At 75.5% G+C, this 12,802-nt stretch carries 8 protein-coding genes; 4 read left to right on the top strand and 4 right to left on the bottom strand.

Features of this window, described 5'->3' with window-relative positions:
* Window positions 1-131 precede the first annotated feature (131 nt).
* Both GD880_RS09690 and GD880_RS09685 read right to left on the bottom strand, forming a co-directional pair.
* Window positions 132-2,138: a DEAD/DEAH box helicase gene (locus GD880_RS09690; RefSeq protein WP_405002742.1), complete on the bottom strand. Its 2,007-nt coding sequence runs from the start codon at window positions 2,136-2,138 to the stop codon at window positions 132-134.
* A gap of 234 nt (window positions 2,139-2,372) precedes the next feature.
* Window positions 2,373-3,869, bottom strand: a complete 1,497-nt coding sequence (locus GD880_RS09685) for an MFS transporter (RefSeq protein ID WP_193314441.1) — start codon at window positions 3,867-3,869, stop codon at window positions 2,373-2,375.
* Between the two features lie 303 nt (window positions 3,870-4,172).
* On the opposite strand from GD880_RS09685, the gene GD880_RS09675 reads away from it, so the two are divergent.
* The 4 genes from GD880_RS09675 (at window position 4,173) to GD880_RS09660 (ending at window position 8,787) form a co-directional block, all read left to right on the top strand.
* Window positions 4,173-4,760, top strand: a complete 588-nt coding sequence (locus tag GD880_RS09675) for a DinB family protein (protein WP_152231418.1) — start codon at window positions 4,173-4,175, stop codon at window positions 4,758-4,760.
* Window positions 4,761-4,965: 205 nt separating this feature from the next.
* A complete protein-coding gene (gene aspS / locus GD880_RS09670; protein ID WP_152231417.1) occupies window positions 4,966-6,765 on the top strand; it encodes an aspartate--tRNA ligase in 1,800 nt (599 codons plus the stop codon).
* A complete protein-coding gene (locus tag GD880_RS09665; protein WP_152231416.1) occupies window positions 6,749-7,516 on the top strand; it encodes a GNAT family N-acetyltransferase in 768 nt (255 codons plus the stop codon). The genes aspS and GD880_RS09665 overlap by 17 nt, the downstream gene beginning before the upstream one ends.
* Entirely contained in the window at window positions 7,513-8,787 is a 1,275-nt protein-coding gene (locus tag GD880_RS09660) for a glycoside hydrolase family 3 N-terminal domain-containing protein (RefSeq protein ID WP_152231415.1), read from the top strand. The genes GD880_RS09665 and GD880_RS09660 overlap by 4 nt, the downstream gene beginning before the upstream one ends.
* 56 nt (window positions 8,788-8,843) lie before the next feature.
* Here the strand turns inward: GD880_RS09660 and GD880_RS09655 are convergent, their stop codons facing one another.
* Both GD880_RS09655 and GD880_RS09650 read right to left on the bottom strand, forming a co-directional pair.
* On the bottom strand, window positions 8,844-10,121 hold the full coding sequence (locus GD880_RS09655; RefSeq protein WP_152231414.1) for an MFS transporter: 1,278 nt from the start codon (window positions 10,119-10,121) through the stop codon (window positions 8,844-8,846).
* 77 nt (window positions 10,122-10,198) lie between these two features.
* Window positions 10,199-12,475, bottom strand: coding sequence for an MMPL family transporter (locus GD880_RS09650; RefSeq protein ID WP_226909527.1), 2,277 nt, complete (start codon window positions 12,473-12,475; stop codon window positions 10,199-10,201).
* Between the last annotated feature and the right edge of the window lie 327 nt (window positions 12,476-12,802).

Here is a 12,802-nt window from a genome sequence, read left to right as displayed (position 1 = left end):
CGGTCCGCGCCTCGGTCCGCGTCGACGGTCGGCGCGTCAGTCCGACGACTACGGCAAGACGCGTCGACCGCCACAGCTTGAACTGCGGCGGTCGACGCGAGGTGGAGCGGCGGCGGACGGCTACCCGAGCCTCAGCGGCCGGAGCCTCGGCGCGGGCCGCCGGCGGGCCGGGAGGGGCGCAGGCCCCGCTCGCCGCGGCCGGGCTTGTCGCCCCAGCCGCCGTGACCGCCGTGCTTGTGTCCCTTGCCGCCGCGCGGGCCCTCGTCGGGGCGGATGCGCAGGGGGCGGCCGGCGACCTTGGCCGCGCCGATGCGTCGGGCGGTCTCGGGGGAGAGGTCGCCGCTGATCTCGACGAGGGAGAAGCTCGGGAAGATGTCGATCTTGCCCAGGTCCGAGCCGCGCAGGCCGCCCTCGCCGGTGATCGCGCCGACGATCGCGCCGGGCTGGACGCCGTCCTTGTGCCCGACCTCGACGCGGTAGCGCACCCCGGCCACCCGGGGCCGGCGGCCGCCGCGCTCGGCGGCGCCGCGAGAGTGCTTGGGCGCGAAGCCCTCGTCGAAGGTGGCGCCGAGGAACGTGCCGTCCTCGTCCACCTGCTCCTCGCGGCGCACCCGCGCGCCGTCCTCGTCGCGTCGGCGGGGTCCGTCGTCGCCCACGGCGAGGGCGACGAGGGTGGCGGCGACCTCGGTGAGGTCGAGCCCGGACTCCTCGACGTAGGCGGTCACGGCCTCGCGGTACATCTCCAGCCGGCCGGCCTCGTGGCGCACGGCCACCTTGCCGAACAGCTGCTCGGCGCGGTGGCGGGAGACGTCCGCCGGCGTCGGGAGGCCGACCTCCTCGAGGGTCGAACCGGTGGCCCGCTCGATCTGGACCAGGCGGCCCCGCTCGCGCGGGGTGAGGAAGGTCAGCGCGGTGCCGGTGCGGCCCGCGCGGCCGGTGCGGCCGATGCGGTGGACGTAGGCGTCGGTCTCCCGCGGCACGTCGAAGTTGACCACGAGGCCGATGCGCTCGACGTCGAGACCGCGGGCGGCGACGTCGGTGGCGACGAGGACGTCGAGGGAGCCGTGGCGCAGGCGCTCGACGAGCTTCTCGCGCTCCTTCTGCGGCACGTCGCCGGAGAGGGCGGCGGCCTGGATGCCCTTGCCGGCCAGCTCGAGGGCGACCTCCTCGGCGGTGCCCTTGGTGCGCACGAAGACGATGGCGGCCTCCGCCTCGGTCGTGGCCAGCACCCGGCTCAGCGCGCCGACCTTGTGCTTGAACGGCACGACGGCGTAGGTCTGGTGCACCGTGGCCACGGTCGAGGCGGGCCGGGTGACCGCGACGCGGACGGGGTTGTTGAGGTGCGTCGCGGCCACCTTCTTGATGGCGGCCGGCATCGTCGCCGAGAACAACGCGGTGCGGCGCGAGGACGGCACGTGGCCGGCGATGACCTCGACGTCCTCCGCGAAGCCCATGCGCAGCATCTCGTCGGCCTCGTCCAGGACGAGGAAGCGCACCCCGGACAGGTCGAGGCTGCCGCGCTCGATGAGGTCCATGACGCGGCCGGGGGTGCCGACGACGACCTGGGCGCCGTCCTTCAGGGCCCGCAGCTGCGGGACGTAGCTCGACCCGCCGTAGACCGGCAGGACCACGAGGTCGCGGGTGCGGTGCGCGAAGGACGCGACGGCGTCGGAGACCTGCATGGCGAGCTCGCGGGTGGGGGTGAGCACCAGCGCCTGCACCGCGCGGTCCTTGGGGTCGACGGCGGCGAGCAGCGGCAGGCCGAACGCGGCGGTCTTGCCGGTGCCGGTCTGGGCGATGCCGACGACGTCGCGGCCGCCGAGCAGGACCGGGATGGCCTCGGCCTGGATGTCGGTGGGGGTGGTGAACCCGAGGTCGGAGACGGCGGCGAGGAGGTCGGCCGGCAGGCCGAGGTCGGCGAAGGTCACCGCGTCGGGGACGGCATCCTGCTCGGCGGTCTCGGCGTCGGGCTCGCCCGCGACGTCGGTCGCGTTCTCGGCGTCGGGAGTGGTCGGTGCGGCCGCGTCGTCGGCGGAGGCGGCGCTCGGCGCGCTCTCGGGGGCGGCGTCCTGGGGGACGGCGACCTCGACGGCGGCGTCGTCGTCGGTCGGCAGGGCAGCGTAGGCAGGGGTGGTCAAAGGAGATAACCCATCGTCAGCGGAGTGCGGGTGACCTCGCCAGGTCGGCGACCCACCATCCGCGCGAGCGGCCCCACCACGCGACACTTCCGCACGGGGCCTGGGCGGTCTCGTTCACTCCAGGAGGCTCCAGGGTATCGGCCGGGCGTGCTCCGTGGCGCGGGCGGGGCCGGTGACCTCCCGCACAGGTCTAGCGCGGTCAGGCGCCTGCCCCCCCCCTTGGCACCTCCCGTGTCAAGCCCGGGGGTCGTCCGGGACGCTGGCGCGGCCCCCGGCCAGCGCGGCGAGCGCCCCGAGCGCGGCGGCCAGGAGCAGGCCGGCGAGGTAGGCGCCGCTGCCGCCGACGCCGACGAGAGTGGTGAACAGCGCACCGGCCGCGGCCAGGCCGAGCGCGGCGCCGAGGCCGTCGGACATCTGGAGCGCGGAGCTCACCCGTCCGTGCTCGCTGGCGGGGGTGGCCTGCAGCACGAAGACGGAGAGCGCGGGGAAGACCAGGCCCATGCCGACGCCGGCAACCGTCCAGCCGACGAGGACCAGCCAGGGCGGCGCCCCGGGCAGGGTTGCCGCGGCCGCCACGAGCGTGCCGAGGGTGAGGACCGCCGGCCCGGCCCAGGTGATCTGGGCCCGTCGCCGCGGGTCCTGGATGCGGCCCTGGATCTGGGAGCCGAGCGCCCAGGTCAGCGAGCCGACGGTGAGCACCAGGCCCGCCGCCCAGGTGGGCCACCCGTGCTCCCGCACGAGCAGCAGTGGCAGGAATGTCTCGGCGCTGATGAAGGTCGCATTGAGCAGTCCGCGGCACGCCACGGCCGCCGGGACACCGCGGCGCAACCGCGCGGTGCCACCCGGCAGGAGCACGGGGGTGGCGAGGACGAGGACGACCACCGCGCCGGCCGCGGCGGTCCACGCCCACGCGCTGCGCTCGGCACCCGCCACCTGCAGCACCCCGGCGGCCAGCCCGGCGCCGAGGCCGGCGAGGAGGAGGCGGCGGGTGCGTGCCGGCGTCCCGCGGCTCGCCGGACCGTCGTGGCTGCCGATCCGCCTGAGCAGCGGCAGGAGGATCACCGAGACGATCACGGTGAGGACGGGCACGGCCAGGAAGATCCACCGCCACGACGCGTGCTCGACGACGAGCCCGGCGATCCCCGGCCCGACCAGGCCCGGCACCACCCACGCCGCGGCGAACGCGGCGAAGAAGCGCGGCTGCTGTGCCTGCGGCACCAGGGCGCCGACGAGGACATACAGCGGCACCAGCAGGAGCCCGCCGCCAAAGCCCTGCACGGCCCGGCCGATCGCGAGGATCTCCATGCTGGGTGCGAGGCCGGCCACGACGAGCCCGGCGCAGAACAGCACGATGCCCAGGACGAGGGAGCCGCGCGGCCCGCGCGCGTCGCTCCACGCCCCGCCCGCCGCGGTCGCGACGAGCTGGGCGGCCAGCGGCGCCCCGCTGGCGACGGCATAGAGCCGCAGGCCGCCGAGGTCGGCGGTGACTTGCGGCATGGCGGTGCCCACGGCGAGGTTCTCGAACGCCACCAGGGTGATGAGCGCGACCGACCCGACGAGCAGCAGGCGCGTGAGGTCCGGTCCCGGGCGAGCTTGGTCGGGACCGGCCATGGTGCCGGGTGGCTGCGGCACCCGGGTGGTTGGCTGCGGCACCCCGGTGGTTCGTTCCGGGGCGCCGATGGCTGGGTGCGGGGCGTCGGCCCGCCGGCCTGCGCCGTCGCTGTGCTGCACGGGTCGATGATGGCGCAGGTGGGCCGGGTGCGGCGAACCACGGACCGGGTGCGGCGAACTACGGGCCGGGTGCGGCGAACTACGGGCCGGGTGCGGCGAACTACGGGCCGGGTGCGGCGAACTACGGGCCGGGTGCGGCGAACCACGGGCCGGGTGCGGCGAACCACGGGCAGAGGGCGGCGCGTTGGAGGCCGGTAGCGCTCGCCCGCGGGCCGTGCGCGTGGCGTCAGGAGGCGCCCCGCGGCGCTGAGGGCCACCGACCACATGCATCGGAGGACACCGGCAATGGTCCAGACTCGTCGCATGAGCGATCTGGGAGAACACAAGGCCGTGTTGCGCGACTACCTCCAGTTCAGTCGCGATGCACTGCTCTGGAAGCTGGACGGCCTCAGCGAGCGTGACCTCCGCATGCCGCGCACGGCCACCGGCACGAACCTCATCGGCATCGTCAAGCACATGGCCAATGTCGAGATCGGCTACTTCGGCGACACCTTCGGCCGTGAGTGGCCGACGCCCGGGGAACGGATCTCCGACGACGAGTTCGAGGCGGACCCGCAGGCCGACTGGTACGCGACCGAGAGCGAGAGCTGCGACGAGATCATCGGCCTGTACCGGCGGGTGTGGACCTTCGCCGACGCGACCATCGACGAGCTCCCACTCGACGCGCACGGCCGGGTCCCGTGGTGGGGGGAGGAGCGCAACCCGGTCACCCTGGGCCGGATCATGGTGCACGTGCTCGTCGACCTGACACGGCACGTCGGCCAAGCCGACATCCTGCGCGAGGGCATCGACGGCGCGGCCGGCCTCCGGGTGGAGGCCCCCAACCTTCCGGATCAGCAGGACTGGCCGGCGTACGTCGCCAAGCTGACCCTCCTCGCCCAGCGCTTCTGAGCGGCTGTTCGCTCACCCGCCGCCTGTGGGCATCGCCACGCGCGACGACGTCGACGGAATCGCCCCGGGTCGCCAACGGCGGCGTCACAGGCGCGTCTACGACCCGGCTCACACGCCGCCCGCCGCGGCGCCGTCTGGGGCGGCCACTAGGATTCTCGGAGCGCCCGCCCGTCTAGCGATGCGCCCGACCGTCGGAAGGAAATCCGTGCTCCGCACCCACAACGCCGGCTCCCTGCGCGCCAGCGACATCTCGTCCACCGTCACCCTCACCGGCTGGGTCGACCGCCGCCGCGACCACGGCGGCGTGGCGTTCATCGACCTCCGGGACGCCTCCGGCATCGCCCAGGTCGTCATCCGTGACGAGACCGTCGCGCACGAGCTGCGCAGCGAGTTCGTCCTCCAGGTCACCGGCGAGGTGTCCCGCCGTCCGGAGGGCAACGCCAACCCCAACCTCCCGACGGGCGAGATCGAGGTCATCGCGCAGGACGTCGTCGTGCTCAACAAGGCCGAGGCGCTGCCCTTCCAGGTCTCCGAGCACGCCGAGGACGCCGGCCAGGTCGGCGAGGAGGTGCGGCTGAAGTACCGCTACCTCGACCTGCGGCGCAAGGCCCCCCAGCACGCGCTGCGCCTGCGCGCGAAGGCCAACCAGGCCGCGCGCCGGGTGCTCGACGGCCACGAGTTCGTCGAGATCGAGACCCCGACCCTGACCCGGTCCACCCCCGAGGGCGCCCGCGACTTCCTCGTCCCGGCCCGCCTGGCGCCCGGCAGCTGGTACGCGCTGCCGCAGTCCCCGCAGCTGTTCAAGCAGCTGCTCATGGTCGCCGGCATGGAGCGCTACTACCAGATCGCCCGCTGCTACCGCGACGAGGACTTCCGCGCCGACCGGCAGCCGGAGTTCACCCAGCTCGACGTCGAGATGAGCTTCGTGGACCAGGACGACGTCATCGGCGTCGCCGAGGAGGTCCTCGCGGAGCTGTGGCAGCTCATCGACGTCGAGATCCTCCGGCCCATCGCCCGCATGACCTACAAGGAGGCGATGGAGAAGTACGGCACCGACAAGCCGGACCTGCGCTTCGGCCTGGAGCTGACCGACCTCACCGAGTACTTCCGGGACACCCCGTTCCGGGTGTTCCAGAGCCCCTACGTCGGCGCCGTCGTCATGCCCGGCGGGGCCTCGCAGCCGCGCCGCACCTTCGACGCCTGGCAGGACTGGGCGAAGTCCCGCGGCGCCAAGGGCCTCGCCTACGTCACGGTGGCCGAGGACGGCACCCTGGGCGGCCCGGTCGCCAAGAACATCTCCGACGCCGAGCGCGAGGGGCTCGCCGCCGCCGTGGGGGCAAAGCCCGGGGACTGCGTCTTCTTCGCCGCCGGCCGGGCCTCGGACGCCCGGGCGCTGCTCGGCGCGGCGCGCCTGGAGATCGGCCGCCGCGTCGGCCTGATCGACGAGGACGCCTGGGCCTTCGTCTGGGTGGTCGACGCCCCGCTGTTCAAGCCCACCGGCGAGGACGACGACGTCGCCCTCGGCCACAGCGCGTGGACCGCCGTCCACCACGCCTTCACCTCCCCGACGCCGGAGTGGATCGACCGGTTCGAGGAGTCCCCGGGCGAGGCGCTGGCCTACGCCTACGACATCGTCTGCAACGGCAACGAGATCGGCGGCGGGTCCATCCGTATCCACCGCCGCGACGTGCAGGAGCGGGTGTTCAACGTCATGGGCATCGGCGAGGAGGAGGCCCAGGAGAAGTTCGGCTTCCTGCTCGACGCGTTCAAGCTCGGCGCCCCGCCGCACGGCGGCATCGCCTTCGGCTGGGACCGGATCGTCTCCCTGCTCACCCACTCGGACTCGATCCGCGACGTCATCGCCTTCCCCAAGTCCGGCGGCGGCTACGACCCGCTGACCCAGGCGCCGGCCCCGATCACCCCGGAGCAGCGCAAGGAGGCCGGCGTCGACGCCCAGCCCAAGCCCAAGGAGCAGGACAAGGCCAAGGATGAGGCGACGGTCTGACGGCCTGAGCGTCACCACCACGGCCAGCGGCGAGGATTTCCTCGTCCGCTGGCCGTTCTGGCGCGCGAACCGGGGCCACTACCCCCTCGCCGAGGCGTGGGCGGCGCCGGGCGGGCGGGCCGCGTTGGCGCTGTGCGTGGGCGAGCGGCGGCGGTTGCTCGTCGGTCTCGGGGCGCCCGAGCACCTCGCGGCCTTCGTCGCGACCACGGAGCTGCCGCCCGTGGATCACGTCATCCTCACCCGGGGGACCTGGGACCGGCTGACCGGCCCGGTGCGGGAACGCACGGGCGTGACCCTCGCGCGCGGCTGGGACTGGATGTCGACCGACCGGCCACCGGCGGCCGAGCCGGGGGAGGACCGGGTCGCCCCGCTGCCTGGCCGGCTCGACGAGGTTCACGCCGTCCTCGCCCGCGCCTATCCCGAGCGCGGCGCCCACCCGGGCGACGCCGAGCTGGACTGGTGGGGCTACGCCGCGCCGGACGGCGCCCTCGCCGGGGTGCTGGCCTCCGAGGTGCACGGCCCCGGCGCGGCGGCGGACGCCGGCGTCCACCTCTCCGCCGTCGCGGTCGATCCCGCCCACCGCCGCGGCGGGGTCGCCCGGACCATGGTCGCCGCCGTCACCCGGTGGGCGCTGCGCCGCGCGCCGGTGGTCCACCTCGGGATCTGGGCCGACCACGACGGCGCGCGGCGGCTCTACGCCGGCCTCGGGTTCGCCGTCGGTCAGGAGTTCGAGGGGCTGAACCCGCGATGACGCGCCGTCCGACCACTCGCGGGCCGAGCCGCCGCGCGGTGCTGGCCGGGCTCGGGGCGGCCCTGGTCGTGGCCGGGTGCGCCGCCCGCCCGGAGAAGAAGGGTGCCCCGCCGTCGCCCGCGCCGACGGCGTTCGCCCACCCGTGGGGGCCGAGCCCGGCGGAGGTCGACGCCGCCACCCGGACCGCCGCCGCGATGAGCCCCGAGGCGGTCGCCGGGCAGGTCATCGTCGGGCGGCTGCACGGCACCGACCCCCGCGAGGCCGCGGAGCTGGTCACCGACCTCCACCTGGCGGGCGTGATGATCACCGGCAGCAGCGTGGCGAGCCTGAAGCAGGTGCGGGCGCTCAGCGCCGGCGTGCACGCCGCGGTCACGGCCGACCGGCGCGACTGGCCCGGGCTGGTGAGCACGGACAACGAGGGCGGCGCCGTCCAGCGGATGTCCGGCGACGAGGGGCCGTGGACCACCTTCCCGCCGTTCGCCGTCGCCGGCCGGGCCCCGGCCGACGTCGTCACCCGCGCCTACGCGGCCATGGCCGGCGAGCTGCGCGCCTCCGGGGTCACCGTGGACTGGGCGCCCGTCGCCGACGTCACCGTGCCGGGCCAGGACGTCACCATCGGCTCACGCTCGGCCGGGGCCGACCCGGCACGGGTCGCCGGCACGGTGGTCGCCGCCGTGGAGGGCTTCCGCGACGGCGGGGTGCTGCCCGCGGTCAAGCACTTCCCGGGGCACGGCTCGCTGACCACGGACTCCCACGAGGCGCTGCCGGTCCAGGACGCCCCCGCCGCCGCCCTCGGCGCCCACGACCTGCCGCCGTTCCGGGCCGCGGTGGACGCCGGCGTGCCGATGGTGATGATGGGCCACGTCGACGTCGCGGCGTGGGAGCCCGGCGTGCCCGCGTCGGTCTCCCCGGCGGCGTACCGGGTACTGCGCGAGGACCTCGGCTTCTCCGGCGTGGCCGTCACCGACAGCCTGGGCATGGGGGCGCTCGGCGTGGTCGGCGGGCCGGGGGAGATCGCCGTCGCCGCGCTGCAGGCCGGCGCGGACCTGCTGCTGAACCCGGCCGACAACGGCGCCGCGCACGCCGCGGTGGTCGCCGCGCTCGAGGACGGCAGGCTGGACCGCGACCGGGTGGACGAGGCCGCCGGGCGGGTCATCGCGATGCTGCGCCACCAGGGGGAGCTCGCCGGGGGCGCCGGGCCCGTCGGCCCGGCGGACGTCGGCAGCGCGGCGGACGCCGCGGCGGCGCTGCGCGAGGCGGGCGCGGCCTAGCGGTCACGGGCCGGTGAGGGGGCTGCGGCGGGAGGCGGGCGAGGGCCCGCCCGGGCTCAGGGCGTGGGGTGGTGGGCGTCGTAGGCGAGGAACCCACGCTGCCACCTGGCGAGGGCGAGGACCGCGACGACGCAGGCCACCCCGCCGGCGACGATCGCGGCCCACTCGGTCCACGCCGTGGCGAGCGCCCCGGCGGCGAGGTCGCCCAGGCGCGGCCCGCCCGCCACGACCACGATGAACACCCCCTGCAGCCGGCCCCGCAGGTGGTCCGGCGTCGCCGCCTGCAGGATCGTGCTGCGGAAGACCATCGAGACGGAGTCCGCCGCGCCCGCGGCGGCGAGGCAGCCGGCGGCCAGCCACAGCGCGTGCGCCGGCTCGAGGCCGCGGCCGGCCAGCAGCACGCTCAGCCCGAACCCCACCACCGCCACGCCCCAGCCGGTCACCGCCAGGACCACCGCCCGGCCCTGGTGGACGACCTGCCCGAGCGGGCCGGAGAGGACCATCGCGGCCGTGGCGCCGACCGCGAAGGCCGCGCTCAGCAGCCCGACCGTGGCGGCGCCGCCGCCGAAGGCCACCAGCGCCACGGCCGGGAACAACGCGCGCGGGTGGGCGAGGATCATCGCGCAGAAGTCGGTGAGGAAGGTCATGCGGACGTTGGGGCGGGTGGTCAGGAAGCGCAGCCCGTCGAGGACGCTGCGCAGGCCCGGGACCCGGCGGGGCGTCCCGGCGGCGCCGGGCTGCGGCGGCACCGGTCCCAGGCGGGCCAGGCCCCACATGGCGAAGGCGAACAGGGCGGCGTCCAGGCCGTAGGTGAGCGCGTACCCGCCGCGGTCGATGAGCACGCCGGCGAGCACGGGACCCAGCATCAGCGCGGCGTTCATGGCCGCGGCGTTGAGGGCGTTGGCGGCCGCGAGCAGGTGGGGCGGGAGCAGCCGGGGGTAGATCGCCGCCCGGGCGGGGCTGCTGACCGCGAACCCGGCGTTGGCGAGGGCCACCAGGGCGTACAGCACCCACGGGTTGGTGTTGCCCAGGACGGCCTGCGCGGTGTTGAGGACGGCCGCCGCCCACAGGGCCGCGCCGCCGAGGACGGCGACCGTGCGCCGGTCGTGCGCGTCCACCAGCGCCCCGCCGTACAGGCCGAGCACGACGATCGGGACGAGCGCGAAGACCCCGACCAGCCCCACGGAGAACGAGCTGCCGGTCATCTCGTAGACCTGCAGCCCGATCGCCGTCGTCGCCACGTGCGTGCCGACGCCGGACAGCGTGAAGCCGGTCCAGAGGCGGCGATAGGCGGGGCTGACCCGCAGCGGCGTCAGGTCGAGGAGCAGCGGCACGGGCGCAGCATACGGACGCTCCCGGGCCGGGCAGCGGGTCGTCCCGCGGATCCCGCGCGGCGGGCCGCGGCCCGCCGTCAGTGCACGATCTTGAGCCGGCTGTAGATCCGGGCCAGCGGCGCCGGCGCCCACCAGTTCCACCGGCCGAGCAGCGTCATCGTGGCCGGGACGAGCAGCATGCGCACGAGCGTCGCGTCGACCAGCACGGTCACGGCCAGGGCCACGCCCACCTGCTTGATGACGATGAGGTCGCCGGCGACGAACCCGGCGAAGACCGCCACGACGATCAGCGCCGCGGAGGTGATGATCCGGCCGGAGCGCTGCAGGCCGTAGACGACGGCGTCGTCGTTGCTGTACCCGGCGTCCCAGTACTCCTTGATCCGCGAGAGCAGGAACACCTCGTAGTCCATGGCCAGGCCGAACCCGAACGCCACGACCACGGCCACCACGTAGGCCTCCAGGCCGCTCAGCGGGGTGAAGCCGAGCAGGTCGGCGCCGTGGCCCTGCTGGAAGACCCAGACGGTCACGCCGAGGGAGGCGCTCAGCGACAGGACGTTGACCACGATCGCCTTGATGGGCACCAGCACCGAGCCGGTCATGAGGAACATCAGCAGCAGGACGGCGACGACGACGATGCCGCCCGCCATCGGCAGGCCGTTGAGGAGCGCGGCGTTGAAGTCGATCTGGTTGGCCGCCTGTCCCACCACCCAGGTGGGGAAGCCCGGGTCGAGGTCGCGGAGGTCCCGCACCACCGCGGCGGCCTCGGCGCTGCCGGCGTCGTCGGTGTCGACGAAGACGCTGAGCACGCTGTAGCCGTCGGCCGCGACCGGCGCGGCGACCTGCGTGACGTGGCGCACCCCGCCGATCTGCTCGGCCAGCCCGGCGGCTGCCGGGGGGTTGGCCTTGGCGACGACGGTGACGTCCGGGGCCGCGGCGGCGGGGTAGTCCGCGGCGAGGATGCGCAGGTACTCGCGCTGGGGGGAGGCCGAAGGCAGCAGCTCGGCGGTGGAGTTGCGCATCTGCAACCCGGCCACCGGGGAGGCCAGCAGGCCGAGCACCGCCACCGAGCCGACGAGCACCAGCCACGGGTGGTCGTGGACGCGGCGGGCCAGCCTGGAGAAGACGCCCTCCTCCGGGGCGACGTCGCCCAGGCCGCTCACCAGGCGGCGCAGGCCCGGCACCCGGCTGAGGACCGACGGGCGGAGCATCCGCGCGCCCAGCACCACGAGCACCGCGGGGACGAGGGTGATCGCGGAGAGGACCGCGAGCACCACCACCGCCACGCCCGCGGCGGAGATCGAGCGCAGCACCTCCGGGCGCATGAGGAGCAGGCCGGCGACGGCGAGGGCCACGGTGACCGCGGAGAAGGCGACCGTGCGCCCGGCGGTCGCCACGGCCGTGCGCACCGCCTGCTCGACGAGCGGGCCGCCCGGCCGCCGCCGCCGGCGGCGCAGCCCGGTGGCAGGGGTCTCGGCCGCCGCGGCGCTGGCCGCGGCGGTCAGCCGGTGGGCCTCCTCGCGGAAGCGGGAGACGATGAGCAGCCCGTAGTCGACCGACAGGCCCAGCCCGAGGACCGTGACGACGTTGATGACGAAGGAGTCGATGTCCATCGTGTAGGTCAGGGCGAGCACGACGCCGAGCCCGCCGACGATGGACGCCAGCGCCCCGACGAGCGGGATGCCGGCGGAGAGGAACCCGCCGAAGACGACGACCATGATGAGCAGCGCCACGGGCAGCGCGACGACCTCGCCGGTCACCAGGTCCTCGCGCACCTGGTCGACGATCTCCTGGGCGAAGATCGGCGTGGAGCTGGCGATGCCGGTGATCCCCGGGGTGACGGAGGCGAGCTCGCCCGGCACGGCGTCGAGGCGGTCGACGACGGCGTCGTGCGCGGTGTCCTCGGCCGTCTCGGCCAGGCCGGTGTCGAGCATGACGACGACGAGGAAGCCGTCCTGCGCGGTCGATACCAGCCCGGCGGCGGCGGGGTTGGTGATCGCGCCGGGCAGCAGGAACGGGTCCACGACCGTGTCGACGCCGGCGATGGCGGTGAGGTCCTGGTGCGCCGGCCGCAGCGCCTCGCCGAGCGCGGTCACCTGCCCCTCGTCGGTGAGGTCGGCGCCGCGGACGAGGAGGGTGATCTGCGTACCGGTGTGCTGCGCCTCGGCCAGGATCTCGCGGCCCGCCTGGCTCTCGGAGCCCGGGACGGCCGGCTCGCCGGTGCGGAGGCGGTCGAACAGGCCCTGGCCGGTGACGCCGGCCAGCGCCGTGAGCACGCAGACGAGGGCGATGACGGCCCAGGCGGCGATGATCGTACGGGGGCGGCGGGTGACCACGCGGCCGAGACGGTCGAACACGGTGCACAGTCTCGCACCGGGGCGGGGTCGTCCGGCTCCGGGTGCGTCCGAATGGGCCGACGGCGCTCGGCCGGCGGCCCGGGACCGGCGGCGTCTCGGGGCACGGAGGGGCGCGGCGGAGCCCGCCCGGCGTGTCGCGCCGGCCGACGGCCCGCCGACTGCTCGCGTCGGCGACCGCCCGGTTGCTGACCGCTCGCGGCCGCGACCGAGGCCTCCCGGCGGGCGCCACGTCCCGTGGCAGCCCCCGCCACGTCCCGTGGCAGCCCCCGCCACGTGCCGTGGCAGCATCCGCGACGTGCCGTGGCAGCCCCCGCCACCTCCCATGGC

Origin of the sequence: Georgenia ruanii, assembly GCF_009193175.1 — a bacterium.
GTDB classification, from domain to species: Bacteria; Actinomycetota; Actinomycetes; order Actinomycetales; family Actinomycetaceae; genus Georgenia; species Georgenia ruanii.
The sequence above is the reverse complement of the archived record's forward strand: the minus strand, read 5'-3'. Positions and strand labels throughout refer to the sequence as shown.